Source organism: Neorhizobium sp. CSC1952, assembly GCF_030378245.1.
In the GTDB taxonomy this organism is placed as follows: Bacteria; Pseudomonadota; Alphaproteobacteria; order Rhizobiales; family Rhizobiaceae; genus Neorhizobium; species Neorhizobium oryzae_A.
Genome location: NZ_CP128416.1, coordinates 4,085,845 through 4,111,716, shown reverse-complemented (window position 1 = coordinate 4,111,716; position 25,872 = coordinate 4,085,845). Strand labels below are relative to the sequence as shown.

Here is a 25,872-nt window from a genome sequence, read left to right as displayed (position 1 = left end):
CGGCAGCGTGGCTACAATCTCCAGGCGGAGCGGATGACGATCGAAAGCGCCTCTCCGACCTTGACCGGCCGGCGGCTGAAGGCGCGAAGCGCCTGCCCGTCCGGAAGCGAAAGCCGCAGCGCGTAACGCTCACCCTCGAACAGAACGGAAAGAACGGTGACGGCCGCGCCTTCGGCCGCGATCTCCACGTCCTGCGGGCGCACGAGGATATCGGCGCGCGGTGCATCTCCCTCCGCAGTCAGCAGCCTCTGCACCGCCGGCCAGTCAAGAAGCCTCTTGTCACCCTCTGGTGACGGAAGCGAAAGGATCGCCCCCTGCCCGACTAGCCCGCCAACGAGGCGGCCTTCCGGACGCGCATAGATCTCCTCCGGCGTCGCGACCTGCAGCAGCCGGCCTTCCGACATCACGGCAACGTCGGTCGCGAGCGCCATCGCCTCAGCCTGGTCATGCGTGACGTAGATCATCGTCGCGCCCGAGCGGGCATGGAAATCGCGAAAGGTCTCCTCCATCTCCTGGCGCAGATGCCGGTCGAGATTGGCGAGCGGTTCGTCGAGCAGCACGACGTCCGGCTCGGTGACGAGGCAGCGGGCGAGCGCCACGCGCTGGCGCTGCCCGCCGGAAAGATCGGCGGGTCGCCGGTCGGCGAAACTTTCGAGCCTCACGGCAGAAAGAGCCTCCTTCACCTTCCGCTGCCGTTTCTCGCCGGAAATGCCGCGCACCTTGAGCGGATAACCGACATTCTCGGCAACGCTCATATGCGGCCAGAGCGCGTAGGACTGAAAGACCATCGCCATGTTGCGGTGTTCCGGCGGCACCATGTCGCCCGCGTCGGCAAGCAGCCGTTCACCGAGCAGGATCGAACCGTCCGTCGGCTGCTCGAAGCCGGCGATCATCCTGAGCACCGTCGTCTTGCCGCAGCCGGAAGGACCGAGGAGAGCCAGGAAGCCGCCTTCCCGTACTGTCAGCGACACATCGTTGACCGCCGGCCTGCCGCCGAGATCGAACGTCTTGGACAAGCGGTTGAGGATCAGCTTCGCCACGGCACCACACCTTTCGGCAGTCGTTTCGCCATTAGCTCCAGCGCCAGCATCATCACCACGACCATGATGACGACGAGCACGGAAAGGGCCGCGGCGAGGTTGAAACTGCCGCTGTCGTCGAGATTGTAGATCGCCACCCCGAGCGTCTGGGTGCCGGCCGACCAGAGGAGCGCCGAAACGGTGAGCTCGTTGCAGGCGATCAGGAAGACGAGGATCACCGAGGCGCCCGCGGCCGGCGCCACCAGCGGCACGAGAATATCCGCAAGCCGCCGGCCGAACCCCGCGCCGGAAAGCCTGGCCGCCTCTTCGAGCGACGGATCGAGTTGCCGGAAGGCGCTGACCACCGGCTTCAGGCTGACGGCGAAGAAACTGGAAAAATAGGCGATCAGGATGATCCAGATCGTCCCGTAGATCGAGATGCCGACGATGGGGATGGGCGCCGCGAAGAGCAGGATGAAGGCGACCGCCAGCACGATGCCGGGGAGCGCGTAAGGGATCTCGGCAAGCGCCGAGAGAGCCGGCGCAAACCGGCTCCTGCCGCGCACCAGGAAATAGCCGGTCAGCACGGTCACCACCAGGAGACCGAAGGCGGTGGCGAGCGACAGCGTGATGGAATTGGTGAACGCGGTCCGCGTCACCGCCTGCCGGAAAAGGATTTCCTCGTAAGCCTTGATCGTCACGGTCGCCGGACTGAGCGGCACGCCGTAGGCCGGCGCCAGCGAACTTGCGACAAGGGCGGTAAGCGGCATGACGAGGATCACGAAGATCGTCAGCCAGAGCGCCATCTCTACCGGATACCGCCACCCGCCCAGCCGGAACACCGCCACCTGCCCCGAGAGCCCGATGACGCGATAGTCGCGGCCGCGCAGGACGCGCTCCTCCACGCTGAGCCCCACGACCGAGAGAATGGCGATCATCCCCGAGAGAAGCGAGACATCCGCAAAGGTGCCGGGACCGAAGGCGGCGAATTTCGAATAGATCAGCGTCGGCAGCGTGTAGATCGATGCGGGAATGCCCAATATCGCCGGAATGCCGAAATTGCCGACGCAGGAGACGAAGGCGATCGCCGCACCCGCGGCAAGGCCTGGCAGAGAGAGCGGCAGGACGACATCCTTCAATACCTGCCATGATGAAGCGCCGGAAAGCCGTGCGGCCTCCACCGCATCGCGCGGCAGCGCCAGCAGCCCGGCCCTGAGCGAGAGATAGACGAGTGCCGCGTTCTGCACGCCGTAGAGCAGCGCTATGCCGCCGACGGAATAAAGGGGCTGGGGCGATCCCAACGGCGGTGCAAGCCCCAATGCCTTCAGGAGCGCGCTCGACGGACCGGTCATGCCGATCCAGGCAAGCGCCGTCACCTGCGGCGGGATCATCGTCGGCAGCATGAACAGGAAGCCCAGCACCGCCTTGCCGCGGATGTCGAACAACGTCAGCAGCAGCGCGAAGCCGCCGCCGAGCAGGACCGCCGCGATCATGCCGAAGAAGGACGTGGTCAGCGTGTCGTAAACCGCCTGCCAGAGCGCCGGATCGGAGAGGAGCTGGCGCGCGCCGCCCTGCATGGCAGACGCGATGCCGGTCGCCGCAAGCCGCCCCAGAGGCAGCACGCTCAGACAAAAGATCGCCGTTACGACAAAGGGAAACAGCCAGCGTGGCTGGCTGTTTCCCCGATTCCCGGATTGTGCCATGAGGCGCTTATATCAGCCTTTGATGCCGAAGATATCCGCGAAGGTCTTGACGTCCTTTTCGGAGCTCTTGAGCGCTTCCGGAGCATTGATCGGCAGGACCTTGATCTGGTCGCGAACCGGATAGCCGGCCGGCAGGTCGATCCCCTTGCGGGCCGGGATGTAACCAAGCTTGACGGCGATCTTCTGGCCGTTCTCGGACAGAAGATAGTCGATGAACTTCCTGGCGTTGTCCGCATGCTTGGTGGAGGCGAGGATCGCGGCCGGCTCGGTGACGGCGGAGACGCCTTCCGTCGGGAAGACGAACTCGACGGGCGCACCCTTGGCCTTTTCGCGGAGCGGCATGTAGTCGACGACCACGCCGTAGGCCTTCTCGCCCGAGGCGACGGCTTTCAGCACGGCGCCGTTGCCGCCGGAAGCGACCGCACCATTGGCCTTCAGGTTCTTGTAGTAATCCCAGCCGAGGCTGGAGACGCCTGCGAGCGTCTGGGCATGGATGAGCGCCGCACCCGAAGCGAGCGGGCTCGGCATGGTGACGAGCCCCTTGGCTTCCGGCTTGGCGAGGTCCGCCCAGCTCGTCGGCTTCATCGCCGCCTGGGTGTTGTACATGATGCCGGTGGTGATCAGCTTGGTGGAGTAGTAATAGCCGTCGGCGTCATAGAGCGCGGCGTCGAAATTGGCGGCTTCCGGCGACTTGTAGGCCAGGAGCTGACCGGCCTGCTTCATCCGCTCCAGCGTCACTGTATCGGCGATCAGAAGAACGTCGGCGACCGGGTTGCCCGCCTGGATCTCCGCGTTCAGCTTGGCCATGATCTGCGGCGTCCCGTCGCGAACCCACTGCACGTCGAGGCCGGGATTGAGGGCCTTGAAGCCGTCCACCGTGGCCTGCGCATCCTCGTTCGGCTGGCTTGTATAGAGCACGAGGTCGGCGGCTTCGGCGGCGCCGGCGATCATGCCGAAGGCCACGAGGGCCGTGAAAGCGGAGAGAAGGTTCTTCATCGGAGGTCCTTTCGAGAACGTATGGTCCGCTTAAACACAGTCACCTAACAAGTATATGACAGAGGAAGCCTCTCCACAGGCGCCTGTAAGTAAGGCGAAAGGCTCCTGTCCCCGGATGGAGACAGGAGCCTTGGTGGCTTTGGCTTCGCCGGCGTCAGGCCGCGGCCGGAACGGCGTTGGCGATCAGCCTGCCGAGGCGCTGGATGCCCTCGTTGATCATCGCCTCGTCGGCGCAGGAGAAGGAAAGGCGCAGCGTGTTGGCACCCGAGCGGTCTGCGAAGAAAGCCTGGCCCGGCACGAAGGCCACCTTCTCCGTCTCGATCGAACGGGCGAGCAGGTCGGCGCCATCCATGCCGGCCGGCAGCGTCACCCAGACGAACATGCCGCCTTCCGGCTTCGTCCAGTTCGTGCCCTTCGGCATGTATTTGGCAAGTGCGGCCAGCATCGCATCGCGGCGCTTGCTGTAGGCGGCCCGGATCTTGGCGACCTGGGCGTCGAAACCGCGCGAGGCGACATGTTCGATGGCGATCTGGTTGATCGTCGAGGAATGCAGGTCGGCCGCCTGCTTCATCAGCACGAGCTTGCGGATGACCGGCATGGCGGCGACCACGAAACCGACGCGCAGCCCCGGCGCCAGCGTCTTCGAGAAGCTGCCGCTGTAGATCGTGCGGGTGTTTTCGATGCCGCCCTTGCGGGCGATGTCGAGCGCCAGGATCGGCGGGACCGCCTCGCCATCGTAACGCAGGTGCTGATAGGCCGCGTCTTCGAGGATCGCGATATCGAGTTCGTCGGCAAGGTCGAGCAGCTTTTCACGGCCGGCCCGATCGACCGTCTCGCCGGTCGGATTGGCGAAATCGGCCGAAAGATAGGCGAATTTCACGGCGCCGCCGGCCTTGGCCGCCGTCTCGCGATAGGCATCCGGCGTGCGGTTGCCGAAGGAGAGCTGGTCGTAATTCGGCTCATAGGCGTTGAAGGCCTGCAGCGCGCCGAGATAGGTCGGCCAGGTGACGAGCGCCGTGTCCTTCGGCGACAGGAAGAGCTTGCCGAGATAATCGAGCGCCTGCTGCGAACCGGAGGTGATGAAGACGTTCTCGACCTCGCACGGGATGCCGATCTTGACGATCTCGCCGCGGATCCATTCGCGCAGCGGCTTGTAGCCCTCGCTCACCGAATATTGCAGCGCCGAATTCACCTGCGCGCCGGAAAAAATGTCCGAATAGGCCTCCTTGAAGGCCTGGTCCGGAAAGAGCGCCGGATCGGGAATGCCGCCGGCGAACGAAATGATGTCCGGCCGCTCGAGCAGCTTCAGGAGTTCGCGGATTTCGGAGGCGCGCATCCGGCCGGAGCGCGTCGCGAAGATATGTTCCCAATCAAGCACGGGATGTTTCCTCTTATTTCAATTTTCTATGTCCGATCATTACAGAACGATCGACAGGTCAGCAATACTGACCTATTGGTCTGCGGCATATTTTTCGATCACATTTTGAATCTAAACCAACACCGTGAATGAATGAAGGCCGGAGCTTGTGCCCCGGCCTCCAAAAAATATCTGGCTGTCGCGAAAAGCTTAGTTGACGGTCTTGTCGACGAGCTTGTTCTTGCCGATCCAGGGCATCATGGCGCGGAGCTTGGAGCCCACTTCCTCGATCTGGTGGGCGTCGTTGTTGCGGCGGATGCCCTTGAAGCGGGCCATGCCGGAACGGTATTCCTGCATCCACTCGGAGGTGAAGCGGCCGGTCTGGATGTCCTTCAGCACGCGCTTCATCTCGGCCTTGGTCTCTTCCGTGATGATGCGCGGACCGGTGACGTACTCGCCCCACTCGGCCGTGTTGGAGATCGAGTAGTTCATGTTGGCGATGCCGCCTTCATAGATCAGGTCGACGATCAGCTTCACTTCGTGCAGGCATTCGAAATAGGCCATTTCCGGTGCATAGCCGGCTTCCACCAGCGTTTCGAAACCGGCGCGGATGAGCTCGACGAGACCGCCGCAGAGAACGACCTGTTCGCCGAAGAGGTCGGTTTCGCACTCTTCCTTGAAGTTGGTCTCGATGATGCCTGAACGGCCGCCGCCGACGCCGCAGGCATAGGAGAGCGCCAGTTCGAGCGCGTTGCCGGATGCATTCTGGTGAACGGCGACGAGGCAGGGAACGCCGCCGCCCTTCTGGTATTCGCCGCGCACCGTGTGGCCGGGGCCCTTCGGGGCGATCATCACCACGTCGACGGACGCCTTCGGCTCGATCAGGCCGAAATGGACATTGAGGCCGTGCGCGAAGGCGATCGCCGCACCGTCACGGATGTTCGGAGCGATTTCGGCCTTGTAGATGTCGGCTTGCAGCTCGTCCGGGGTCGCCATCATCATCAGGTCGGCCCACTTGGCGGCTTCGGCGACGGTCAGCACCTTGAAGCCGTCGGCTTCCGCCTTCTTGGCGGTCGCGGACCCGGCCTTCAGCGCGATCGCGACATTCTTGGCACCGGAATCCTTCAGGTTCAGCGCATGCGCGCGGCCCTGCGAGCCGTAGCCGATGATGGCGACGTTCTTCGCCTTGATGAGGTTGATGTCGGCATCCCGATCATAATAAACGCGCATCGTTTTTCCTTCCCTATGCGTGTGTCGGTTGGTGTTTTTCACCGTCCAGCGAAAGCGCTGAGCGCATCCGCCGATTGCTTCTGCGTGCCGTGCAGCGTCAGGAAGGCGTCCACGGCCTTCTGCGCCTGGCGCGCATTGTCCTTGAGGCCGGGCTCCCCGAGCAGCATGCGCACATGCAGGTCGGAGACGATCAGGCCGTAAAGCGTGTGATAGGCGGCATCCGCATTGTCGAAACGCAGGAGCCCTGCCCGCTTGCCCTGCTCGATCAGTGCGATCGCGCGGCGGTCGATCTGGCGGCGCCCATGTTCCAGCAGCAGCTTGCCGAGCTTCGAGCCGTCGCGGCTCGATTGGCCCACCGCCAGCCGGTTGAGCGCCAGCGATACGTCGCCCGCCAGAACCTCCAGGAGGTCACGGGCGAAAAGTTCGAGATGGTCGCGCAGCAGATCCGCCGTCAGCCGCTCACCGGGGCGCTCATGGGTGCGCACCTTGCTCGCCTGATAGGCGATCATGGCGGACAAAAGGCCGTCGCGGTCGCCGAACCACTTGTAGAGGCTTTCCTTGGAGCAGTTGGCGGCGCGCGCCAGGCCCGATGTCGTCAGCGCCTTTTCCCCGCCCTGCACGAGCAGCCGAAGCGCCTGTTCCAGAACGGCGTTCTGGCGGGGCGAAAATTCGGGCATCTCGGCGGAATCGGGTCTCACTGCAAACATCCTCTTTGCGTACCGTACGGTACGGTTCTGCCCGTATAAAGCATTCGGCGCCGCCGTCAAGCCTGTTTTGACGCGCCGCTTTATCTTCAGCGAATGTGAATAGGTTTACGGGAAGAGCGAGCGTTATTCCGCAGCGACGCTGTCGCGGATCGCTTCCGTGTCCCGCGCAGGCGACAGACCATAGAGGCGGCTGTATTCCCGGCTGAACTGCGAGGGGCTCTGATAGCCGACGCGGTGGCCGGCATTGCCGGCATCGAGCCTTTCCACCAGCATCAGGCGGCGGGCTTCGTGAAGCCTGAGGCGCTTCTGGTACTGAACCGGTGTCATGGCGGTGATCGTCTTGAAGTGATGATGGAAGGACGACGCGCTCATGCCGACCTGTTCCGCAAGATCCTCGATACGCAGCGGCCGCGCGAAATTTTCCCGAAGCCACGCGATGGCGCGGGCGATCCTGTTGCCCTGGTTGTCGGCGACGGCGATGTTGATCAGCTGACCTCCCGCCGGCCCGGTGAGGATGCGGTAGAGGATTTCCTGCTCGATCAGCGGCGCCATCGCCGCGATGTCTCTCGGATTATCGAGCAAACGCAGCAACCGCACCGCCGCGTCGAGAAGCTCTGGCGTCGCATGGTTGACGACGATCCCGCGCTGGCCTCCGGCAGGCGCGGGCGGCCGTTCCATATCGGCAAGACTGAGCAGATTGAGCAGCCTTTCGCTATTGACGGCGAGCGTCAGGCAGAAATGCGGCGTCTCCGGGCTCGCCTCCACGACGCGCCAGACGACGGGAAGGTCAAGCGATGTCAGGAGGTAGTGGCCCGGTCCGTAATTGATCATATCCGTTCCCAGCTCCACGCTTTTCGCACCCTGGATGACCATGGCCAGGCAGGGACGGTAGCTGCCATGGCAAGGCACGCTCGGCGTGGAGCGGCGGCTGATCGCGAGGCCTTCGATAGCCGTCTGGTACTCGCCGTCGCCGGACGTGAAGCGGGCTGCGATCGACGCTATTTCCTGATAGGGTGTGAACGGCAAGGTCATGGGAAACCTCTTCTTTCCAGGTGGCACGGCTTGATGCTGCTGCTATCTAAAATGCCTTTGCCCCTCCGCAAATAGCCGTCCCGCTCACTTTTGCAGGATCGTGCAAGAAGATAGCAGGATCGATCTAACGCTCTTGCCCGTCTGGGAGGCATAGTCCGCCTCGTCCAATTCCCTCCCGAACCAACAGATGAATGGAGCTCTCCATGGCTATTGCAAGAGGCTATGCAGCAACCGACGCGTCGAAACCTCTGACGCCCTTTACCTTCGAGCGCCGCGAACCGAATGCCGACGACGTGGTCATCGACATCAAGTTCGCCGGCATCTGCCATTCGGACATCCATACCGTCCGCAACGAATGGAAAAATGCGGTCTATCCGATCGTTCCCGGTCACGAGATCGCCGGCATCGTTTCCGCCGTCGGTTCGGCCGTGACGAAGTTCAAGGTCGGCGACCGCGTCGGCGTCGGCTGCTTCGTGAACAGCTGCGTCGGCTGCGCCACCCGAGACCTCGACAACGAGCATTACATGCCGGGCCTCGTCCAGACCTACAACGACTTCGAAGTCGACGGCAAGACGCGGACCCAGGGCGGTTACTCCGACCATATCGTCGTCAAGGAGGGCTACGTCATGTCCATCCCGGACAACCTGCCGCTCGATGCCGCAGCACCCCTGCTCTGCGCCGGCATTACGCTTTATTCGCCACTGCGCCACTGGAATGCCGGTCCCGGCAAGAAGGTCGCGATCGTCGGCATGGGCGGCCTCGGCCACATGGGCGTCAAGCTCGGCGCAGCCATGGGCGCGGATATCACGGTCCTTTCCCAGAGCCTGTCGAAAAAGGAGGACGGACTGAAACTCGGCGCCAAGGAGTATTACGCCACCAGCGACGCAGATACCTTCAAGAAACTCGCCGGCACGTTCGACCTGATCATCTGCACGGTCTCCGCGGAGATCGATTGGAATGCCTATCTGGGCTTGCTGAAGGTCGACGGAACGATGGTTGTCGTCGGCATTCCGGAAAACGCCATTCCCGTTCACGGCTTCTCGCTTGTTCCAGGCCGCAAGAGCCTGTCCGGGTCGATGATCGGCTCGATCAAGGAAACCCAGGAAATGCTGGATTTCTGCGGCAAGCACGACATCGTCTCCGAAATCGAGAAGATCGCCATCCAAGACGTCAACGAAGCCTATGAACGCGTCCTGAAGAGCGACGTCCGCTACCGCTTCGTCATCGACATGGCCTCGCTTGCGGCCTGACGGCCGGCGGGTCTCGCACGGCAGCGTCTCCCGACGGCTGCCGTGCGACGCAGTCATGCCCTGCGGCGACCCGGCACAGAGGCCTTGACACGGAGCAGCGCCAGAACCGTCACGCTGGCCATGCTGAACGTGTAGGCGATCAGCGGCCACCCCGTGCCGCCGTCGAGCATGACCACGAATGCCGTTCCGGCGACGCCAACGATAATGCTCTGGAGGCAGAAATGCAGGGCGACCGCCGAACCGGCGGCATCGTTGAAATCCCGCAGCGCGCCATTGGCGGTGACCGAGGTCGTGACGACGATCCCGACTGCGCAAACCCACATCGGCGGGATGAACGACCAGAACGAAGGCCCAAGGCAGATCTGCCCGAGGAACAGCAGGACCGCACCGCAGATCAGCAGCACCATGCCTCTCAAGGCGCTGCCGCCGATCCCCCACCGTTTGACGAGCTGCTTTGCGAAACGTGTCGTCACGATCATCGCCGCTGCGACGGTTGCGAAAGCCAGGCTGAATTCCAGCCCCGAAAAGCCGGCATTTCCCATCAGAACCCGCGGCGCCGTCGAGAAGAACACGAAGAACGAGCCCATGGCCGTTCCGAAGCCGAGAGTATAGGCCCGGAAGGCGGGGTTCTTCAGGATCGGCCCGAATGCGGTGCCGTGAGCGCCGGGCCGGAGCACGCGCGTCTCGTGCCAGCACGGCAGAACGATCGGGAGCATGGCCAGGGCAGGTATGCCGAGAGCAAGAAACACGCCCCGCCACCCGAATTCCTGGGCGATCACCGCGCCGGCGATGGGACCGAGCGCCGGCACGAAGGCGAGCATCGCATTCATGAGGCTGTAGATGACGACGCTCTCCGGCTTTTCCGCATAGACGTCGCGGATCGTGGCGAACAACGCGACCAGCATAGCCGATGCACCGATCGCCTGCAGCAGCCGCAGCGCCAGAAACGGAACTCCGGATGAGGTCGCCGCAAGAGCAAGGGACGCGATTGCAAAGATGAGGGCGCCGGCAAGCAGAACCGGGCGACGGCCGAGGCGATCGGACAGAGGTCCGAACAGAAGCTGGCCGACGCCGAGCACGATTATATAAAGGGTCAACGTCAACTGGATCACCGTCGGCGTTGTCCCGAGGATGCCGGGCATCGCCGGAACGACCGGCAGGTAGATATCCATGCCGAGCGAGGCAAGCAGGTTGAAAGGCGCCAGAAGCATGAGTGCAACCGGCAGATTATAGGTCCACGCAGGTGGGTTTCGGGTAGGCATGACAAAGCATCCGTTCAAATGAAGATGACATTTGACGGCTTGTCTGCGCGAGAAGATGAGACTGGAACCGGACAGACAGCCGCAACAACAAAGGGCGTTGCTGCGGCTTAACGGTCTGACTGTTTGGGTCCCATGGTTCCGAACTTTCTGAAAAACGGCGAGGCCAGCTTGCGCCCGCTGTAACAGGTCGGCGAGAGAAGCACAACGCCGGGCGATGGTCCTGGTGGGCATTCCCGAACATGCCGTACCCGTGCATGCCTTTTCCATCATCGCCGGCCGCAAGAGTCTGTCGGGTTCGATGATCGGCTCGATAGGCCGTCCCGGCTGAAATGTGGAGGAGCCGCTTGCAGGAACCCGTTGCAAGCGGCTCTCTTCTTTCGGGAACCTGTCGAATTCGATTGCCGCAAAAGTCCGGTTTTGCGATCCTGCCAACAGTCACTTTCATCGACATCGAGGAGAAGCGAGATCGGCTATGAAAACGGTAACTGCCGGCGTTCTGGAAGTCGCATACTTTGAAACAGGGCACGGGAATGGATTGCCGACCATTCTGCTTCATGGATTTCCCTATGATGCCCATGCGTATGACGACGTTGCCGAACGCCTGGCATCCCTGGGCCATAGATGCATTGTCCCCTTTCTCAGAGGCTTTGGACCGACACGCTTCCTTTCGGCCGAAACTCCCCGCTCCGGTGAGCAAGCGGCTCTAGGCGCGGATCTACTCGCTCTGATGGATGCACTTTCGATCGGAAACGCCGTTCTTGGAGGATATGACTGGGGCGGCCGCGCCGCCTGCATCGTCGCCGCTCTCTGGCCGGAGCGCGTACGCGGCCTGGTCAGTTGCGGCACCGGTTACAATATCCAGAATATCGCGCGGGCGGGAAACCCGGTCTCGCCGGAGGAAGAGGCTCGATATTGGTACCAGTATTATTTCCACTCGGAGCGCGGCAGAAAGGCATTACGGCAAAATCGCCGCGATCTCTGCCATTTCATTTGGAAACTATGGTCTCCGACATGGGCCTTTGAGAGCGAAACCTTTGATCGCACCGCCGCGGCTTTCGATAATCCCGACTTTGTCGAGATCGTCATTCATTCCTATCGCCATCGCTTTGGGGGCATTTCCGGGGACCCCGCCTTACAGGCGATAGAGGCCGGTCTGGCAAAGCAGCCGCGCATTGCAATACCGACCATCGTCATGCAGGGCGCCGATGACGGGGTCGATCCGCCCCCTCCCGTCGATCACGATGCGGAGCATTTCACTGCTTCATATGAGCGGCGGATCGTTGCCGGTGCGGGCCATAACCTGCCGCAGGAAGCTCCCGGCGAATTTGCAACCGCGCTCCATTCTCTCGCGAAGAGTTTCTGAGCAATCTCCCCGGACCGCCGCTTCACATCACGAAAGCTCGCCCTCGTCAAACTTTTGACGCGCGGCCTTCACGGCCGGATGATTGTCCCCGGCCCATTGCAGAACCTTGGAAAGCGGCTCGAAAAGCGAATGGCCGAGCGCCGTCATCCGGTATTCGACGCTCGGCGGCTTGGTCGGAAAGACTTGCCTGTCGATATAGCCGTCGCGCTGCAGGTCGCGCAGCGTCTGCGTCAGCATCCGCTGGGAAATGTCCGGTACCAGCCGGCGCAGCTCGCCGAAGCGATAGGGCTGGCGCGCCAGAGCCTCCAGAAGCAGGGTCGACCATTTGCCGGCGATCCGGTCGATCACGTCGCGAACCGGACAATTTCCCGCGTCCCAACCGCTCGTGCCGCATTCCTTTCCATTGAGGTGAGGCTTCTCTGCCGCATGCAGGTCCATGGGTGGTTCCCTCGAAGTAACGATCTCCCTAAAAACTGCCCCCTTTACACGGTGAAGTCAATTCCTATTCTAGTGCTAGTCTCTTTTTGAGACCAATATTCAGCACCGCGCCGATAGTGCCGGCCCATTGGTAGAAAGGAAATGCTCATGACCAAACTTCTCGTCACCGGCGCCGCGGGGCAACTCGGCCGCGCGGTCCTGCATCACCTTCTGGAGACGTCGAAGGTCGCGCCGGGGAACATCGTTGCGGTCAGCCGCAATCCTGAAAAGCTTTCGGAATTCGCGGACAAGAGCATCGAGACACGCGCTGCCGATTTCGATGACGAGACCGGCCTGGTGAAGGCGTTCACCGGCGTCGATCGCGTGCTGATCGTCTCGACGGACGAGCTGGCAATTCCCGGCAAGCGCCTCACGCAGCATAGGACGGCTGTTTCCGCGGCGGCCAAAGCCGGTGTCGGGCACATCGTCTACACATCCATGCCGAACCCGGACAGATCGCTGGTCAGCTTCGCTCCGGACCATCTCGGCACCGAGGAAGCAATCAAGGCGAGCGGCATTTCCTATACGATCCTGCGCAACTCCTGGTACGACGACAATTACCTGAGGTCGATGCCGCACAATCTGCAGGTCGGCACCTGGTATACGTCCATGGGGAGCGGCAAGGTTGCCAACATTACCCGCGACGACTGCGCCCGCGCGGCTGCGGCGGCCCTCGCCGATCCGCCGGCCGGCAGCCGGATACTCACCCTGACGGGTCCGGAATCGCTCACCGCGGAAGAAATCGCGGCACGCGTCTCCAAAGCGACCGGCAAACAGCTCGACGTGGTGCATGTCACCGACGAGCAGCTCGCCCACGGCCTGACCGGCGCGGGCCTGCCGGATTTCGTGGCCACGATGCTGGTTTCGGCCGATGCCAACATCCGCGCAGGCAACTTCGACCTGGTGACGGACGACTTCGAACAATTGACGGGCGCAAAACCGCAGGACCTGGTCGCTTACTTCGAGGCACAGAAAGCGGCATTGACTGCCTGACGCATGGCGACCAGGATTGCAAATCTAAAGAATCCGATGTAATTAGATCAATAATCTAATTTTGATCCATATCGGAGAAAATGATGCGCAAGATCGGCCTGATCGGTGGGATGAGTTTCGAAAGCACTTCCGTCTACTACCGCCTGATCAACGAAATGGTGCGGGATCGCCTTGGCGGTCTCGCCTCCGCCGATCTTCTCCTCCACTCCGTCAACTTCGCCGAAGTGGTCGAGATGCAGAAGGCCGGCCGGTGGGACAAGGCGGCCAGGCATCTCGCCAGAAGCGCTGTGAGCCTCGAGGCCGCCGGCGCCGAATGCGTGCTGATCTGCACCAACACCATGCACCTCGTCGCCTCCGAGGTCCAGGCCGCCGTCGACATTCCCCTCGTCCACATCATCGACGAGACGGCCAGAGCGCTGAAATCCCGGGGACTGAAGCGCCCGCTCCTGCTCGCCACCCGCTATACGATGGAGCACGGCTTTTATACCGAGCGGATGAAGACGCTCGGCATCGACGTCATGGTGCCGGATGCCGACGACCGCACCGACATCCACAACATCATCTTTGGCGAACTCTGCGCCGGCACGGTGCTCGATGCGTCGCGCCTGCGGGCGATCGCCATGATCGAGAGGGCAAAGGCCGAAGGTGCCGACAGCATCATTCTCGGCTGCACGGAAATCTGCCTTCTGCTCGACCCGGAAAACCTGCCGCTTCCCTGCGCCGATTCCACGGCGATTCACGCCCGGGCGGCCGTGGATTTCGCGCTGGGCGAAAACACGATCGATCAGGTCGCTGCTTAATTTATTTGACGCAGTCCAATAAATATTGGACAGAGTCTCCTAGACAGGAGATTCTGCCCATGACCGCGCCCGAAACCATCGAGACCATTCGCGCCTTCAACCGCTTCTACACGAACAAGATCGGCGTGCTCGCCAGGGATTATCTGGCGACACCCTACACCCTCACCGAGGGGCGCATTCTCTATGAGATGGGCGCCCGCGAGCGCGTCTCCGCAACGGAACTCAACCGCGATCTCGGGCTGGACCCTGCCTATCTGAGCCGCATCCTGAAGAAGTTCCGCGAGGCGGGCTTCATCGAGAGCGAACCCGACCCCTCCGATAAACGCAGCCAGATCCTCAATATCACCGACAAGGGACGGGAGATCTATGAGACGCTCGGCGAACGCTCCCGTCAGCAGATCGCCGACGACCTCCGGAACGTCGACGAAACCGGACAGGCAAGGCTGATCGGCGCAATGCAGGCGATCCGGGCGACCCTCGATCCCTCCACGGCAACCCCGCCCGCGCCCGTCATCATGCGGCCCTACCGCATCGGCGACATGGGCTGGCTCATAGAGGCGCAGGCCACGGCCTATGCCCGGGAATACGGCCTGAACGAAAAATTCGAGGCGCTGGTCGCGGAAATCGCCGGCAAGTTCATTGCCAATTTCAATCCCGAACGCGAGCGCTGCTGGATCGCCGAACGCGACGGACGAAGAGTTGGCTCCGTGCTTGTGGCGGATGGCGGCGGCGATACGGCGAAACTGCGCCTTCTCTATCTCGACCCGTCCGTCCGCGGCCTCGGGCTCGGCCGGGCGCTGGTCGAACAATGCATCAAGTTCTCCACCCTGGCCGGCTACAGGAAGCTGTCGCTCTGGACCAACGACATCCTGACGGCGGCGATCCATATCTACGAAAAGACGGGCTTCAAGCTTGTCTCCGAGGAGAGACATGCGATGTTCGGTCCGGAATGCAACGGCCAGACCTGGGAGCTTGACCTCGCCGAGGCAAAACTTTCAGCCGCTTAGATCGTCTGCCCGCAAGCGCGGCGGAAGCGGCGTACGGTTTCCGCCATGCCGTATTCCAGCGCATCCGCCGTCAGTCCATGGCCGATGGAAACCTCGGCAAGCTTCGGGATGCGTTTGACGAGCGCCGGCAGGTTGGCCACCGTCAGGTCGTGGCCCGCATTGACGGCGAGCCCTTCCGCCAAGGCGGCGTCCGCCGTCTGGCCGAGCTTTTGAAGGATATCCGCGCCGCGCTCCGGATTGTCGTAGCAGCCGCCGTAGGGTCCCGTATAAAGCTCGATCCGGTCCGCCCCGGTCGCTCGCGCCAGCTTCACCACCTCGACATCGCCGTCGCCATCGGCAAACAGCGACACGCGCATGCCTTTCTTTTTCAGCCGCGCGACGATCGGCTTTAAAAGTTCCCCCTGCGCACGGAAATCGAAGCCGTGGTCGGAGGTCGCCTGTGTCGGATCGTCCGGCACCAGCGTCACCTGCTCCGGCTCGATCCGCTCGCAAAGCGCCAGGAAATCCTCGCTCGGATAGCCTTCGATGTTGAACTCCGCCTCGGGGAACTCGTCGTCGATCAGCGCGCGGATGACCGGCAGGTCGGAAAAGCGGATATGCCGCTGGTCGGGGCGCGGATGCACGGTCAGTCCCGCAGCGCCCGCCTGGAGCGCGATGCGTCCCAGTCCCTCGACGCTCGGCCAGGGCAGATCGCGGCGGTTGCGCAGCATCGCGACGGCATTGAGGTTCACGGAAAGCTTGGTCGGCATGGCGATATCCCGTCTTCAGAAATCGCCCCGCTTTTAGGCCATGCGCCGGCAGATGGCCACCGGATTTGGACAATTGCATCCATCAAGAGTTTTCATAGGCGGAAATCGCCGATGGCCGGGACTATCATTTTCCGAAATTCTAAGTAACGTATTGCTAATGGAATTTGCCGGATTGGCCCGCCGGGCCTGGCGCGGAGGCGCACCGAAGGAGGCAAATTGACCAAGGAAGCCATTCCGCAGGAAGAACGCCCGATACGCAGCGACGCCGGTGGGCCGGGACCCGAAGACGGCATCTCGGCCGCCTCCGGCCATGCCGGTTTTCTGCCGCAGATATCCCTCCCGTTCGAAACGCCCGGAAAGCCGGTGGCGATCGCCGAAATGGCGGACCTGTTCGGCGTCACCCACCGCACCCTGCATTTCTACGAGGAGAAAGGCCTGCTCGCCGCAAGGCGCTCCGGCACAATGCGCGTTTACGGCGCCGCAGACATCCGGCGCATGGCCGTCATCAATGCCTGCCGGGAGATCGGCATTCCGGTGGCGGTGATCCAGGAGCTGATGGAGGAACTGGCGGCCGCGACCTCGCAGGCCGAAGCCGATGATATCTTCCAGAGCGCCCTGGCGCGCCGCAAGCGCGAGCTGACGGCGGACATATCCAACATCCACCGCCAGATGCAGCAGATCGAAACCCTGCTGAGCGGCGAGGAAGAGACGCCGGGAACCTCCAGGCCCGCTCCGCCGTCGCTGACCGACATGGAAAAACGGTGCCTCGCGCTGATGGCGGAAGGTTATTCCGCACCGCGCATCGCTCGCGCTCTCAACCTCGAATTCGAGACGCTCAGAGAGATGGAGGACGGCATCACCGGAAAACTCCAGGCGACCAACCGCTACCAGGCGGTCGCCAAGGCGCTCCTGCTCGGCATCGTGCAGAACTGATCAGCGCACCACGGTCAGCGTTTCGGCGGCGCGCGTGATCGCGGTGTAAAGCCAGCGCTCGCGGGTGTCGCGGAAGGCGAAGCTCTCGTCGAACAGCACGACATTGTTCCACTGCGATCCCTGAGCCTTGTGCACGGTCAGCGCATACCCGTAGTCGAACTCGTCATAGCGCTTGCGGGTCGACCAGGGAATTTCCTCCTCGCTCTCGAAGGCCTGCTTCAGGAGCTTGATCTTGGCCGCCCCCCGGTCCATGTCGTCGTCTTCCGGACGGATCATCAGGTTGATGCCGGGCTTCACCGTCTCCCGCGACGAACTCATCACCTGCCAGAGCGAGCCGTTGAGCAGGCCCTTGGCCGGATCGTTCCGGAGGCAGACGAGCTTGTCGCCGGATTGCGGATATTCCGCGGTAAAACCCTTCAATTCCCGGAGCCGCTGGTTATAGCGCTTGCGGGTCCTGTTGGTGCCGACCAGCACCTGGTCCGCCTCCAGCACCAAGGGCTGCGTCACCTCGTTGCGGGAGATCACCTTGGCGGTGCCGTAGTCGCCATACATGATCTCCTTGCCCTCGCGAACGTCCATCGCGAGCCGGATGATCGGGTTGTCGCGGGCCTGGCGATGGATTTCCGTGAGCAGGTAATCCGGCTCCTGTTCGGTGAAGAAGCCCCCGCCGGAAACGGGCGGCAACTGGCCCGGATCGCCGAGCACCAGGATCGGCGTGCCGAAGCTCATCAGATCCTTGCCGAGCGCCTCGTCCACCATCGAGCATTCGTCGATGATGATCAGCGCCGCCTTGGCGACAGGGCTCTGGCGGTTGATGGAAAACATCGGCGAGATGGAGGTCTTGCCGGTTTCCTCGTCTTCCACCGCCTCCTCGCCGCGCGGCCGGTAGATCAGCGAATGGATGGTCTTGGCGTTGCGGGCGCCGCGCGAGCGCAGCACCTGCGCCGCCTTGCCGGTGAAGGCCGCGAAGAGAACGTCGCCATCGACATGCTCGGCGAAATATTTGGCAAGCGTCGTCTTGCCGGTGCCCGCATAGCCGAACAGCCGGAAAACCTGGCTGCGTCCCTCCTTCAGCCATTGTGAAACGGCCTTGAGGGCCTCGTCCTGTTGCGGTGCGAATTGCATGGCGAGGACTTGGCAGGATTCGAAAGGAAATCGCAACCGAAAAAGAACGAAAGATGAATCGAAGCCGGGAAGCGCCCGAAATTATCGCCTTCGGCCTTGCTCCTCTTTTTGCTGCGTGCGGAGGAATTCCTGTTTCGCCAGAACCAGCTGCTCCAGCCGGTCGGTGCGGGCTTCCCAGATCGCCCGCTGCTCGGAAAGCCAGAGCTCCAGCATCGCGAACCGCGCCCTTTCCAGCATGCAGGTGCGCACCCGCCCCTCCTTGCGCGTGCGGATAAGGCCGCGCTCCTCCAGGAAGCGGATATGCTTCATGAAGGACGGCAGCGCCATGTCGAAGGGCACGGCAAGATCGCCGATGCTTGCGGGCCCATGACCCAATCGTCCGAGCACCGCCCTTCGGGTCGGGTCGGCGAGGGCCTGGAAGAGATCGTCCAGCTGCTTTGAATGGTTTTCCATAAGGCTAAGTATCATTTTTAAAAACTTAGCTCAAGGGCTAAGTGTGGAAATCTTGGAAAATCCGAAGGCTGGACGGAATAAATATACTTGTTGCGGTGTCTTGGCATTGGCGGCCGAGAAAACCCGCCGTTCCAAACCAGGGAGACACCCATGAAGACCTTCATCCTTGCGCCTTTCGCATTCGCAGCGCTGACCACGGCAGCCTTTGCCGCTGGGCCGTTCAAGACCGTCAGCAGCGCCAAGGGCGACGTGCTTGCCGGCGAAAAGGGCATGACGCTCTACACGTTCAGGAACGACAAGCCCGGCACCTCCAACTGCTACGACAAGTGCGCCCAGAACTGGCCGCCGGTCATGGCCGCTTCCGATGCGAAGGCCGATGGGGCATATTCGATCGTGACCCGCAAGGACGGGTCCAAACAATGGGCCAAGGACGGCATGCCGCTTTACTACTGGGTCAAGGACACCAAGGAAGGCGATGTCACCGGCGACGGCGTGAACGGCGTTTGGGATGTCGCAAAACCCTGATCATCCCGGCTCCTCTTCGGGCCAAGGGGAGATGAAGGCGCGGGAGGCACAGGCTCCCGCGCCGCTCTCCTTCGAGGCACAGATCCTCGCTCTCCTGCCGCAGCTCCGGCGCTATTCGCGCAGCCTGACGCGATCGGACACGGAGAGCGAGGACCTGCTGCAGGACTGCATCGAAAAGGCGCTCGTCAACCGGACGCAATGGCGCGGCTCGAATTTCAAATCCTGGGTCTACAGGATCATGACCAATCTTCACCTCAACGCGCGACGCCTGAATGCGCGGCGGCCGTCCGTGGGGATCGAGGATGCGGAGGGCCTGGCGGCAAGCCCCGGCGTGGATGATCCGCTGGAAAAGAACCGCCTCGTCCAGGCGCTCGAAACGCTGCCGAAGGATGCGCGCGCCATCCTGATGCTCGTGGTCGTCGAGGGTTACGCCTACCAGGAAGTCGCCGACATGCTCGAAATCCCTGTCGGCACCGTCATGTCGCGCCTCTCGCGGGCGCGACAGGCCTTGCGCGAAAAAATGCGGGAGGAGAACGTCATTCAATTGCGGAGACCCCGATGACCGAAGCCCGATCCGTAACCGAGGCGGACCTGCACGCCTATGCCGACGGCTTCCTCGACGAGGCCGGCCGCGCCCGCGTAGAGCGTTTCCTGGCAGACAATCCGGAAGCGGCGGAAATGATCGCCGCCTGGCAGGCACAGAGCGACGAATTGCGCGCCGCCTTTGCGCCTTACGAAAAATCCAAATCCTTCGATATCCGGCTGCTTTCCGTCGGCTTTGCCAGGCCGGCGGCCCCGCCCGGGCGGCGCTTCGCTCTGGCTGCGGCGGCCGTCCTTGTCTTCGCGCTTGGCGCGCTCGGCGGCCATTATGGACCGCGGCTCTTCGAGCGTCCGGAAATCCGTCTCGCCTATACGGAAGTCCTGCCGCGGGAAGCCCGCAATGCCTTCCTCGTCTATGCGAACGAAGTCCGCCATCCCGTCGAGGTGTTTGCCGACGAGGAGACGCATCTTGCCAACTGGCTCGGCAAGCGGCTTTCCATCGCCGATCTCAAGGTCCCGAACCTGCAGCCGCTGGGTTTCAAGCTGGTGGGAGGCCGGCTTCTGCCCGTCGGCGGCAAGCCGGGCGCGATGTTCATGTACGAGGACCAGACCGGCCAGCGCGTGACGGTCCTCGTCGGCCGCAACAGGGAAAACCGGACGACGAGCTTCCGCTTCGCCTCCGCCAATGATGTCGAGACCTTTTACTGGATCGACGGCGAACTCGGATATGCGGTTACCGGCGAGATTTCCCGCGATATGCTCCAGAAGATCGCCGAGGAATGTTATCGGCAGTTTCCGTCCTGAGGCTGCAGAACCTTTACCGCAGCGGATCGTTGGCAAGCTCGATCGGCTTGCCGTGCGGCGTCGCCTCCGCCGCCCGCTGCCAGCTCTGTTGCAGAGCTAGAATGGTCCCGGCGTCGGCGACGCCTTTCTTCACCAGGAGACCGGAGAGCGCCGCGACCCAGCAATCGAAATAGTCGCTGCCGTCTTCGGCACGGCCCTGCCTGCGCACCTCGGCCGAAAGTGCCTCGGCCCATTCGCCCCAGGTGAACAGGCCCTTTTCGTGCAGGTGCACGGCCATGGCGAAGGCCTCCGCCGCCCAGGGTTCGGGAAAGACCGGGTCACCCTGCGGCGACTTCGGGAGCCCCGCTGACTGCGCAAGCCCGGACGGAACGTCACACGTGCTCAAGGTAGCTCTCCCAGGCATCGATCGAGACGGTGAGCATCGGATCGGCGCCCTCGCCCCAGATCTCGCCGCCGTCGAAGACGACCGTATAGACCCATTGCGGGTTCTCGCCTTTGCCATGGGCGTTGTCGTCGGGAAAAACGTAAGATCCTTGGACCGCCTCCACCACGCCCGTCCTGGCGCGGGCGTAGCGGGGCAGCCGCGTGTGGGTGGCGGGGTTGAAGTTCTTCGTCCGCACCTTGTCGCCCGGCTGGAAGAGCGGTTCCGTTTCCACAGGTCTGTCGCACGGCCCGCCTCTGGCAAGCCCGCCCGGGACCATGTCCGCCGTCAGGATGCGCTTCGGCTTTGCGGGCTCGATCTGCTTATGGCCGGCATCGATCTCCGCGCGCGTCGCGAACCCATGCCGCTCCAGCAGCACTTCCAGCGCCCGCGTCCATATCTCGTAATAGCTCGCTGCGAGATAATCCGCCGGGGGCACGTTCTCGCGGGCGTGCCGGCTTTCGTCGATCGACCACGCGCCGAAGGCACCGCAGGAAAGCGTGAGCCCGAGCGCCCGCTTCTCCCATTCGGCGTGAAAATAGGGCTCGTCCTTTTCGGGAGAAACCAGTCCGAAACCCATCTGACCGCCGAGATCGTGAGGTCCGTTCATGGCCTTTTCTTCCCGGATTCGGCCCTCGCAATCGCCGTGCCGATCATCGCGTCGCGGCTGACGAGCTTGGCGAGTTCGTCCTCGCTCATACCCTCCGTCCCCTCCGGACGTTCGGGAATGACGAGGTAGCGCAGTTCCGCGGTCGAATCCCAGACGCGGATCTTCTTGGTCTCCGGCAGCGTCAGCCCGAATTCGGCAAGCACGCCGCGCGGATCGATGACGGCGCGCGAGCGATAGGCCGGCGCCTTGTACCAGACCGGCGGCAGGCCGAGCACCGACCAGGGATAGCAGGAGCAGAGCGTGCAGACGACGAGATTATGCGTATCCGGCGTGTTGAAGACGGCGCGCATATGCTCACCCTGCCGCCCGGCATAGCCAAGGCTCGCGATCGCCGCCGTCGCGTCCCGCTTGAGCCAGCCGGAAAAATCCGGATCGTTCCAGGCTTTGGCTACCACATGGGCGCCGTTGCGCGGACCGATCTTGGTCTCATAGGTTTCGACGATGGCGTCGATCGCCGCCGGATCGATCAGGCCCTTTTCCGTCAGCACCGTCTCCAGCGCCCTCACCCGCGCCTGCATGTCGGTGTAGCGGTTGTCGTGGTGGTGCCCATGATTGTGGTCGTGATCGTGATGATGATGGTCTGCGGACATGACGATCTCCTTCACTTCAACATCGGCCAGAGGCTCGCGACAAGCAAGACCGCCATGGTGATGTTGAACCACTTGAGCCTCGCCGGAACGGAAAGCCACTCCCGCAGCGCCGAGCCGAAGCCGGCCCAGGTGGAAACGCTCGGCACGTTGACGGCGGCGAATGCGATGCCGACCAGCAGCACGGTCCGCAGATAATAGTCCGGATCGGTATAGGTGGCCATCGCCGTCACCGCCATGACCCAGGCCTTGGGATTGACCCACTGGAAGGCGGCCGCTCCGAGAAACGTCATCGGCCCCGCGCCTGCCTTGCCGTCCGAGAGATTACGCGACGTGCCGATCTTCCAGGCGATCCAGACCAGATACGCGCCGCCGGCGAATTTCAGCGCCGTATAGACAGCCGGCAAGGTCTGCAGCAGCGCACCAAGCCCGAGACCGACCGCAATCAGCAGCGACAGGAAACCCGCGCCGATGCCGAGCATGTGCGGAACAGTCCGGGTGAACCCGAAATTCACGCCGGATGCGAAAAGCATCATATTGTTCGGCCCCGGCGTGATCGAGGTCGTGAAGGCGAATAGAACGAGAGCCAGAAAGGTTTCCAGCGACATGATGTCTCCCCAGGCGCCAAACGGACCCCGAATCTCTCTGCCGCCTCTTTTGCGGGCGGCTGAATGCCGGTGATAGGATCGTTGCCGACGATCCGCAAGAGGAACTGAAAGCTTGGCGCGAGGCCATATCCCGGTAGTATGAAGCTTCCCGCAAGCGACAGGTCGAGGTTTTCCGATGCCCGATATTCCTACCGTCACCCTGCCCTCCGGCGTTTGCGTCCCGGCGCTCGGCCTCGGCACCTGGAACATGGGCGAGGAGAGCCGAAAGGCAGGCATCGAGATCGAAAGCCTGAAGTGCGGCCTCGACCTCGGCATGACGCTGATCGATACGGCGGAAATGTACGCCGAAGGCGGCGCCGAAAAGATTACGGCCGAGGCGATCGCCGGCCGTCGCGACGAGGTGTTTCTGGTCAGCAAGGTCTATCCCTGGAACGCCGGCCGCAAGGGCGTGGTCGAGGCCTGCGAGCGCAGCCTGAACCGGCTGAAGACCGACCGGCTGGACCTCTACCTCCTCCACTGGCGCGGTCAGCACCCGCTTGCCGAAACCGTAGCCGGCTTCGAGGAATTGCGCCGCGCCGGCAAGATCGCCGCCTGGGGCGTGTCGAATTTCGATCTCGACGACATGGAAGAGCTGATGGCCGTGCCGGAGGGGAGGAACTGCGCAGCCAACCAAGTGCTCTACAATCTCTCCCGCCGCGGCGTCGAATACGATCTTCTCCCCTGGTGCCAGGAACGCGGCATCGCCGTCATGGCCTATTCGCCGATCGAGCAGGGCCGGCTTCTGAGGAATGCAGACCTGATCCGCATTGCCAAGGCCTATCAGGCGACCCCGGCGCAGGTGGCGCTCGCCTTCCTTCTGGAACGCGACGGTGTCGTCGCCATTCCGAAATCCGCCAATCCGGATCGCGTCGCGGAGAACGCCGAAGCGGCCGACCTGGACCTGAGCGAGGAGGACTGGAAAGCCCTGGACGCCGCCTTCCCTCCGCCAGCGCAAAAACGTCCGCTGGACATGCTCTAATCGAGAGCGAGCCGGTTGCGTTCCGCAACGAGCGTATCGATCGCCCGGAAGACGTCGATTTCTTCCCAGGTGGCGGTATCGCGGTAGGAGGGATAAAGGCTGAACGTCGCCGCGGCGAGATGATCGACGCTCGGCCGCGCCACCCTCCTCGGCAAGGCCTCTCTCGACGCCTCGCCCAGCCGGTCGTCGGTCAGACCCCAGCCCGCATAGAAGGGCGCGCCGTAACATCGCACGGGGATGCCCCTGAGCAGCGCATCGAGGCCGAATTGGCTCGATACGGTCCAGACCTCGTCCACCGCTTCCAGAACCGAGGCCGCCGAGACGGCATCCGCGAGCAGGATCACGCCGGGCGTCCCGGCCGCCTTCTCGGTGAGATATCCCTTGCGGAAACCGGCCATCACGTCCGGATGGGTGCGTACCACGCACTGGACACCGCTCGCGACCGCATCCTCGAGCATCCGTGCAAAACTCTCGGGCGACCCGCCCGACATGGGCACGGAGACGTCGCCGAACACCTGGTCGACGAGGAGAACCCGCCGCCGCGCGGTGCGCTCGAGCTTCGGTTCGCGATGCGGTAGGTTGTTGTATTTCGAGAGCCTGTTTGCGACGAGCGCCTCGCGGATACTCGCTCCGAGCCCGGCCACGTCCATCTCGACCGAGCCAGCTATCAACCCCTCCAGCCGGGAGGTTTTCGACGCATCGACGGGCATGCCGAGATCGTCGACGATGATGGAAATCGGCAAGGCGTTCCCCTTGCCGAGACCGACCGACCGCAGATAGCCATCCTCGATATACCAATAGGGCAGCCGCCGGAACCATGCGATGCGGCGGGCGAGCTTGGCAGCGGAGCGACCGCCCCAGAAGACTATCCCCTTGATTCCGGGCGCGAAGGCCGATTCCAGCTCCCGAAGCCCGAAATAATGCTTCAGCCAAGGCGTCGGCCGCGTAACGTAACGGGTGGCGCCGAGGCGCATGCCGGCGGGAGGGTACCAATCTTTCGTCAAGCGTGTCCTAGCCTCGCCAACCGATGCGCCGGTCCCGAAGGATCCTACATTCCCTGCTGGCCGCGGTTCATCGCGGCAATCCCCGTGCGGCAGACCTCGATCAGCCCCAGCGGTTTCATGATTGCCACGAACTGGTCGATCTTGGAGGATTTACCGGTGATTTCGAAGATGAAATGTTCGACCGTCGCATCGACCACCTTGGCATGGAAAGCGTCCGCCAGGCGCAGCGTCTCGGCACGGCGCTCGCCCTGGCCGACCACCTTCACCAGCGCCACCTCGCGCTCGATCGGGCGCTCCTGCCCGAGTTCGCGGGCCCGCACGGTCAAGTCCAGGACCCGATGGACCGGCACGATCCGCTCGAGCTGCGCCTTGATCTGCTCGAGCACCGTCGGCGTGCCGTTGGTCACGATGGTGATGCGGGATAGGTGCGCCTCGTGCTCCGTCTCCGAAACCGTCAGGCTTTCGATATTGTAGCCGCGGCCGGAAAACAGGCCGATCACGCGGGCGAGAACCCCCGGCTCGTTGTTGACGAGAACCGAAAGCGTATGGCTTTCGGCTTTCGCCGTCTCCGGTGCGATGAAATAAGCCGATCCCGTCGGTTGCTGATGCGCATTCATGGTCTTAAGTCCGTTTCCTCAGAATTCCATTCAGGACGCCAGCTCCACGCTGACGCGATCGATATGTTTGTTGGCCAACCGCACAAGATCGCGGTCGAAAGTTACGAAGACGCCTTGGAGAGCACCACACACATGCACCGCGTCGGCGAAACCCATGCCCTCAGCGAAGGCACGGATTGCTGTCGATACGGCATCTGGACTGTCGAATTCGACCATGTCCAGCGCTACCAGTCCGTCAAAAAGATCCAATATCGTCACCCGGCTGTAGTTGAGTCGGCTACGCAGAACCCATTCCGTCTCGAGCAACGACTATTCTTTTCATCCCACCTGCGCCGGACTCCTCGGCAATAGCTTCGCTGATCATTTCATCGGTGATAGGAGGACCTTCGTATCTGGGGATGCGCTCGATAAATTCCTCGAGCGTCAGCTTCTTCGGCGCGTCCTTCTTCTCGACAGGCTCTACCAGTTCCAGAACGATGAGCTTGCCTTGGTCGACTATCTCGAATTCGGCACCGTCCTCCAGTCCATGCGCGTCACGCAGGGACTTCGGAATGACAATCGCACCATCCTTCATTTTTGCTCTGGCCATGGCTCCTGCCTCCGAAGGGGATGCGATCAGTCT

The 25,872-nt window shown here is 62.8% G+C and carries 30 protein-coding genes; 10 read left to right on the top strand and 20 right to left on the bottom strand.

Annotated features, from left to right (window positions below):
- Positions 1–11: 11 nt before the first annotated feature.
- From QTA58_RS19820 to QTA58_RS19790, 7 genes are all read right to left on the bottom strand, one after another.
- Positions 12–1,040, bottom strand: coding sequence for an ABC transporter ATP-binding protein (locus tag QTA58_RS19820; protein ID WP_289670432.1), 1,029 nt, complete (start codon positions 1,038–1,040; stop codon positions 12–14).
- On the bottom strand, positions 1,028–2,722 hold the full coding sequence (locus QTA58_RS19815; RefSeq protein WP_289670431.1) for an iron ABC transporter permease: 1,695 nt from the start codon (positions 2,720–2,722) through the stop codon (positions 1,028–1,030). The genes QTA58_RS19820 and QTA58_RS19815 overlap by 13 nt, the downstream gene beginning before the upstream one ends.
- 12 nt (positions 2,723–2,734) lie before the next feature.
- Positions 2,735–3,718, bottom strand: coding sequence for an ABC transporter substrate-binding protein (locus tag QTA58_RS19810; RefSeq protein WP_289670430.1), 984 nt, complete (start codon positions 3,716–3,718; stop codon positions 2,735–2,737).
- 154 nt (positions 3,719–3,872) lie between these two features.
- Positions 3,873–5,096, bottom strand: coding sequence for a PLP-dependent aminotransferase family protein (locus tag QTA58_RS19805; RefSeq protein WP_289670429.1), 1,224 nt, complete (start codon positions 5,094–5,096; stop codon positions 3,873–3,875).
- 189 nt (positions 5,097–5,285) lie between these two features.
- Entirely contained in the window at positions 5,286–6,305 is a 1,020-nt protein-coding gene (ilvC, locus tag QTA58_RS19800; protein ID WP_289670428.1) for a ketol-acid reductoisomerase, read from the bottom strand.
- Between the two features lie 38 nt (positions 6,306–6,343).
- Complete coding sequence (locus QTA58_RS19795; RefSeq protein ID WP_085424590.1) at positions 6,344–7,012, bottom strand: TetR/AcrR family transcriptional regulator; 669 nt, start codon at positions 7,010–7,012, stop codon at positions 6,344–6,346.
- A gap of 123 nt (positions 7,013–7,135) precedes the next feature.
- Complete coding sequence (locus QTA58_RS19790; RefSeq protein WP_085424591.1) at positions 7,136–8,044, bottom strand: AraC family transcriptional regulator; 909 nt, start codon at positions 8,042–8,044, stop codon at positions 7,136–7,138.
- A 203-nt stretch (positions 8,045–8,247) separates the two neighbouring features.
- On the opposite strand from QTA58_RS19790, the gene QTA58_RS19785 reads away from it, so the two are divergent.
- Positions 8,248–9,294: an NAD(P)-dependent alcohol dehydrogenase gene (locus tag QTA58_RS19785; protein ID WP_289670426.1), complete on the top strand. Its 1,047-nt coding sequence runs from the start codon at positions 8,248–8,250 to the stop codon at positions 9,292–9,294.
- A gap of 53 nt (positions 9,295–9,347) precedes the next feature.
- Here the strand turns inward: QTA58_RS19785 and cml are convergent, their stop codons facing one another.
- A complete protein-coding gene (cml, locus tag QTA58_RS19780; RefSeq protein WP_289670424.1) occupies positions 9,348–10,556 on the bottom strand; it encodes a CmlA/FloR family chloramphenicol efflux MFS transporter in 1,209 nt (402 codons plus the stop codon).
- A 472-nt stretch (positions 10,557–11,028) separates the two neighbouring features.
- Between cml and QTA58_RS19775 the strand changes: the two genes are divergently transcribed.
- Positions 11,029–11,919, top strand: a complete 891-nt coding sequence (locus QTA58_RS19775; protein WP_289670423.1) for an alpha/beta hydrolase — start codon at positions 11,029–11,031, stop codon at positions 11,917–11,919.
- 27 nt (positions 11,920–11,946) lie between these two features.
- Here QTA58_RS19775 and QTA58_RS19770 read toward each other — a convergent pair whose 3' ends face one another.
- Complete coding sequence (locus QTA58_RS19770) at positions 11,947–12,357, bottom strand: helix-turn-helix domain-containing protein (RefSeq protein ID WP_289670422.1); 411 nt, start codon at positions 12,355–12,357, stop codon at positions 11,947–11,949.
- A 141-nt stretch (positions 12,358–12,498) separates the two neighbouring features.
- On the opposite strand from QTA58_RS19770, the gene QTA58_RS19765 reads away from it, so the two are divergent.
- From QTA58_RS19765 to QTA58_RS19755, 3 genes are all read left to right on the top strand, one after another.
- Positions 12,499–13,389, top strand: a complete 891-nt coding sequence (locus tag QTA58_RS19765) for an SDR family oxidoreductase (RefSeq protein ID WP_289670421.1) — start codon at positions 12,499–12,501, stop codon at positions 13,387–13,389.
- A gap of 83 nt (positions 13,390–13,472) precedes the next feature.
- Complete coding sequence (locus tag QTA58_RS19760) at positions 13,473–14,189, top strand: aspartate/glutamate racemase family protein (RefSeq protein WP_289670419.1); 717 nt, start codon at positions 13,473–13,475, stop codon at positions 14,187–14,189.
- 59 nt (positions 14,190–14,248) lie between these two features.
- A complete protein-coding gene (locus QTA58_RS19755) occupies positions 14,249–15,196 on the top strand; it encodes a helix-turn-helix domain-containing GNAT family N-acetyltransferase (RefSeq protein WP_289670418.1) in 948 nt (315 codons plus the stop codon).
- Here the strand turns inward: QTA58_RS19755 and QTA58_RS19750 are convergent.
- Entirely contained in the window at positions 15,193–15,945 is a 753-nt protein-coding gene (locus QTA58_RS19750) for a pyridoxine 5'-phosphate synthase (protein WP_289670417.1), read from the bottom strand. The genes QTA58_RS19755 and QTA58_RS19750 overlap by 4 nt on opposite strands.
- A 252-nt stretch (positions 15,946–16,197) precedes the next feature.
- Here QTA58_RS19750 and QTA58_RS19745 point away from each other — a divergent pair, with 252 nt between their 5' ends.
- Entirely contained in the window at positions 16,198–16,878 is a 681-nt protein-coding gene (locus tag QTA58_RS19745; protein ID WP_289673231.1) for a MerR family transcriptional regulator, read from the top strand.
- Here the strand turns inward: QTA58_RS19745 and QTA58_RS19740 are convergent, their stop codons facing one another.
- Positions 16,879–18,003, bottom strand: coding sequence for an ATP-dependent RecD-like DNA helicase (locus tag QTA58_RS19740; protein ID WP_085424599.1), 1,125 nt, complete (start codon positions 18,001–18,003; stop codon positions 16,879–16,881).
- Positions 18,004–18,084: 81 nt separating this feature from the next.
- Complete coding sequence (locus QTA58_RS19735; RefSeq protein WP_289670415.1) at positions 18,085–18,456, bottom strand: metalloregulator ArsR/SmtB family transcription factor; 372 nt, start codon at positions 18,454–18,456, stop codon at positions 18,085–18,087.
- Between the two features lie 150 nt (positions 18,457–18,606).
- Here QTA58_RS19735 and QTA58_RS19730 point away from each other — a divergent pair, with 150 nt between their 5' ends.
- Genes QTA58_RS19730 through QTA58_RS19720 form a run of 3 tightly spaced genes read left to right on the top strand, consistent with a single transcriptional unit; the run spans position 18,607 to position 20,325 of the window.
- Positions 18,607–18,981, top strand: coding sequence for a hypothetical protein (locus QTA58_RS19730; protein WP_289670413.1), 375 nt, complete (start codon positions 18,607–18,609; stop codon positions 18,979–18,981).
- Between the two features lie 31 nt (positions 18,982–19,012).
- Entirely contained in the window at positions 19,013–19,543 is a 531-nt protein-coding gene (locus QTA58_RS19725) for an RNA polymerase sigma factor (RefSeq protein ID WP_289673229.1), read from the top strand.
- Positions 19,540–20,325, top strand: coding sequence for an anti-sigma factor (locus QTA58_RS19720; RefSeq protein ID WP_289670412.1), 786 nt, complete (start codon positions 19,540–19,542; stop codon positions 20,323–20,325). Before QTA58_RS19725 ends, QTA58_RS19720 begins: the two co-directional genes overlap by 4 nt.
- Positions 20,326–20,338: 13 nt before the next feature.
- Here QTA58_RS19720 and QTA58_RS19715 read toward each other — a convergent pair whose 3' ends face one another.
- The 4 genes from QTA58_RS19715 to QTA58_RS19700 are packed head-to-tail and all read right to left on the bottom strand — an operon-like array spanning position 20,339 to position 22,611.
- Positions 20,339–20,710, bottom strand: coding sequence for a nitrile hydratase accessory protein (locus QTA58_RS19715; protein WP_289670411.1), 372 nt, complete (start codon positions 20,708–20,710; stop codon positions 20,339–20,341).
- Positions 20,697–21,356 carry a nitrile hydratase subunit beta gene (nthB, locus tag QTA58_RS19710; protein ID WP_289670410.1) on the bottom strand — a complete coding sequence of 220 codons (660 nt, stop codon included), beginning with the start codon at positions 21,354–21,356 and terminating at the stop codon, positions 20,697–20,699. Before nthB ends, QTA58_RS19715 begins: the two co-directional genes overlap by 14 nt.
- Complete coding sequence (nthA, locus tag QTA58_RS19705; RefSeq protein WP_289670409.1) at positions 21,353–22,006, bottom strand: nitrile hydratase subunit alpha; 654 nt, start codon at positions 22,004–22,006, stop codon at positions 21,353–21,355. The genes nthB and nthA overlap by 4 nt, the downstream gene beginning before the upstream one ends.
- A gap of 11 nt (positions 22,007–22,017) precedes the next feature.
- Entirely contained in the window at positions 22,018–22,611 is a 594-nt protein-coding gene (locus tag QTA58_RS19700; protein WP_289670408.1) for a LysE family translocator, read from the bottom strand.
- Positions 22,612–22,786: 175 nt separating this feature from the next.
- On the opposite strand from QTA58_RS19700, the gene QTA58_RS19695 reads away from it, so the two are divergent.
- Entirely contained in the window at positions 22,787–23,629 is an 843-nt protein-coding gene (locus tag QTA58_RS19695) for an aldo/keto reductase (protein WP_289670405.1), read from the top strand.
- Here the strand turns inward: QTA58_RS19695 and QTA58_RS19690 are convergent.
- Genes QTA58_RS19690 through QTA58_RS19675 form a run of 4 tightly spaced genes read right to left on the bottom strand, consistent with a single transcriptional unit; the run spans position 23,626 to position 25,839 of the window.
- Positions 23,626–24,633 (bottom strand): capsular biosynthesis protein, encoded by a 1,008-nt coding sequence (locus tag QTA58_RS19690; protein ID WP_289670403.1) that lies wholly within the window; start codon positions 24,631–24,633, stop codon positions 23,626–23,628. The two genes, QTA58_RS19695 and QTA58_RS19690, sit on opposite strands and share 4 nt — an antisense overlap.
- 44 nt (positions 24,634–24,677) lie before the next feature.
- Complete coding sequence (gene ilvN / locus QTA58_RS19685; protein ID WP_085424610.1) at positions 24,678–25,250, bottom strand: acetolactate synthase small subunit; 573 nt, start codon at positions 25,248–25,250, stop codon at positions 24,678–24,680.
- A gap of 30 nt (positions 25,251–25,280) precedes the next feature.
- Complete coding sequence (locus QTA58_RS19680) at positions 25,281–25,556, bottom strand: hypothetical protein (RefSeq protein WP_289670400.1); 276 nt, start codon at positions 25,554–25,556, stop codon at positions 25,281–25,283.
- Positions 25,528–25,839, bottom strand: coding sequence for an AbrB/MazE/SpoVT family DNA-binding domain-containing protein (locus tag QTA58_RS19675; protein WP_289670398.1), 312 nt, complete (start codon positions 25,837–25,839; stop codon positions 25,528–25,530). Before QTA58_RS19675 ends, QTA58_RS19680 begins: the two co-directional genes overlap by 29 nt.
- Positions 25,840–25,872: the final 33 nt, after the last annotated feature.

Bases quoted from the DNA above. Each gene is read 5' to 3' on its own strand.
- QTA58_RS19815 (WP_289670431.1), bottom strand. From the start codon at position 2,722: ATGGCACAATCCGGGAATCGGGGAAACAGCCAGCCACGCTGGCTGTTT.
- QTA58_RS19720 (WP_289670412.1), top strand. From the start codon at position 19,540: ATGACCGAAGCCCGATCCGTAACCGAGGCGGACCTGCACGCCTATGCC.
- QTA58_RS19770 (WP_289670422.1), bottom strand. From the start codon at position 12,357: ATGGACCTGCATGCGGCAGAGAAGCCTCACCTCAATGGAAAGGAATGC.
- nthA (WP_289670409.1), bottom strand. From the start codon at position 22,006: ATGTCCGCAGACCATCATCATCACGATCACGACCACAATCATGGGCAC.
- QTA58_RS19755 (WP_289670418.1), top strand. From the start codon at position 14,249: ATGACCGCGCCCGAAACCATCGAGACCATTCGCGCCTTCAACCGCTTC.
- QTA58_RS19795 (WP_085424590.1), bottom strand. From the start codon at position 7,012: ATGTTTGCAGTGAGACCCGATTCCGCCGAGATGCCCGAATTTTCGCCC.
- QTA58_RS19775 (WP_289670423.1), top strand. From the start codon at position 11,029: ATGAAAACGGTAACTGCCGGCGTTCTGGAAGTCGCATACTTTGAAACA.
- QTA58_RS19735 (WP_289670415.1), bottom strand. From the start codon at position 18,456: ATGGAAAACCATTCAAAGCAGCTGGACGATCTCTTCCAGGCCCTCGCC.
- nthB (WP_289670410.1), bottom strand. From the start codon at position 21,356: ATGAACGGACCTCACGATCTCGGCGGTCAGATGGGTTTCGGACTGGTT.
- QTA58_RS19760 (WP_289670419.1), top strand. From the start codon at position 13,473: ATGCGCAAGATCGGCCTGATCGGTGGGATGAGTTTCGAAAGCACTTCC.
- QTA58_RS19730 (WP_289670413.1), top strand. From the start codon at position 18,607: ATGAAGACCTTCATCCTTGCGCCTTTCGCATTCGCAGCGCTGACCACG.
- QTA58_RS19765 (WP_289670421.1), top strand. From the start codon at position 12,499: ATGCTCATGACCAAACTTCTCGTCACCGGCGCCGCGGGGCAACTCGGC.
- QTA58_RS19675 (WP_289670398.1), bottom strand. From the start codon at position 25,839: ATGGCCAGAGCAAAAATGAAGGATGGTGCGATTGTCATTCCGAAGTCC.
- cml (WP_289670424.1), bottom strand. From the start codon at position 10,556: ATGCCTACCCGAAACCCACCTGCGTGGACCTATAATCTGCCGGTTGCA.
- ilvN (WP_085424610.1), bottom strand. From the start codon at position 25,250: ATGAATGCGCATCAGCAACCGACGGGATCGGCTTATTTCATCGCACCG.
- ilvC (WP_289670428.1), bottom strand. From the start codon at position 6,305: ATGCGCGTTTATTATGATCGGGATGCCGACATCAACCTCATCAAGGCG.
- QTA58_RS19790 (WP_085424591.1), bottom strand. From the start codon at position 8,044: ATGACCTTGCCGTTCACACCCTATCAGGAAATAGCGTCGATCGCAGCC.
- QTA58_RS19785 (WP_289670426.1), top strand. From the start codon at position 8,248: ATGGCTATTGCAAGAGGCTATGCAGCAACCGACGCGTCGAAACCTCTG.
- QTA58_RS19750 (WP_289670417.1), bottom strand. From the start codon at position 15,945: ATGCCGACCAAGCTTTCCGTGAACCTCAATGCCGTCGCGATGCTGCGC.
- QTA58_RS19810 (WP_289670430.1), bottom strand. From the start codon at position 3,718: ATGAAGAACCTTCTCTCCGCTTTCACGGCCCTCGTGGCCTTCGGCATG.
- QTA58_RS19740 (WP_085424599.1), bottom strand. From the start codon at position 18,003: ATGCAATTCGCACCGCAACAGGACGAGGCCCTCAAGGCCGTTTCACAA.
- QTA58_RS19700 (WP_289670408.1), bottom strand. From the start codon at position 22,611: ATGTCGCTGGAAACCTTTCTGGCTCTCGTTCTATTCGCCTTCACGACC.
- QTA58_RS19695 (WP_289670405.1), top strand. From the start codon at position 22,787: ATGCCCGATATTCCTACCGTCACCCTGCCCTCCGGCGTTTGCGTCCCG.
- QTA58_RS19725 (WP_289673229.1), top strand. From the start codon at position 19,013: ATGAAGGCGCGGGAGGCACAGGCTCCCGCGCCGCTCTCCTTCGAGGCA.